We start from the raw sequence: 990 nt of genomic DNA, 5'->3' as shown, positions 1-990 counted from the left end.
TCAGTACCCGCAGGAAGAGAAAACAACAGTGATTCCGTCAGTAGTGGCGAGCGAACGCGGATGGGGCCAAACCGTGCGTGTGTGATACCCGGCAGGGGTTGCGCGCATGGGGTTGTGGGGTCCTGCTTCGACTGTCTGCCGGCGGTCGGGGGTGTGGTGCAGTGGTGTAGGCGAACGGCCTTGAACGGCCGGCCGGAGAGGGTGTGAGTCCCGTAGCCGCAACGCCAGTCTGCCGCCCTTGCAGGTGTCCCCGAGTAGCACGGGGCCCGAGGAATCCCGTGTGAATCTGTCAGGACCACCTGATAAGCCTGAATACTACCCGATGACCGATAGCGGACCAGTACCGTGAGGGAAAGGTGAAAAGTACCCCGGGAGGGGAGTGAAACAGTACCTGAAACCGTGCGCCTACAAACCGTCAGAGCCTCCTCGTTGGGGTGATGGCGTGCCTTTTGAAGAATGAGCCTGCGAGTTAGTGCCATGTCGCGAGGTTAACCCGTGTGGGGGAGCCGTAGCGAAAGCGAGTCTGAACAGGGCGTTCAGTGGCGTGGTCTAGACCCGAAGCGGAGTGATCTACCCATGGCCAGGTTGAAGCGACGGTAAGACGTCGTGGAGGACCGAACCCACTTCAGTTGAAAATGGAGGGGATGAGCTGTGGGTAGGGGTGAAAGGCCAATCAAACTCCGTGATAGCTGGTTCTCCCCGAAATGCATTTAGGTGCAGCGTTGCGTGTTTCTTGCCGGAGGTAGAGCTACTGGATGGCCGATGGGCCCTACAAGGTTACTGACGTCAGCCAAACTCCGAATGCCGGCAAGTGGGAGCGCAGCAGTGAGACTGCGGGGGATAAGCTTCGTAGTCGAGAGGGAAACAGCCCAGACCACCGGTTAAGGCCCCCAAGCGTGTGCTAAGTGGGAAAGGATGTGGAGTTGCCCAGACAACCAGGAGGTTGGCTTAGAAGCAGCCACCCTTGAAAGAGTGCGTAATAGCTCACTG

1 rRNA gene is annotated in these 990 nt (G+C 58.8%); it reads left to right on the top strand.

Annotated features, from left to right (window positions below):
• Window positions 1-990, top strand: a 23S ribosomal RNA gene (locus ABD298_RS18650); the annotation flags it as partial.

The organism is Sinomonas flava (assembly GCF_039531875.1).
Taxonomy (GTDB): Bacteria; Actinomycetota; Actinomycetes; order Actinomycetales; family Micrococcaceae; genus Sinomonas; species Sinomonas flava.
The sequence above is the reverse complement of the archived record's forward strand: the minus strand, read 5'-3'. Positions and strand labels throughout refer to the sequence as shown.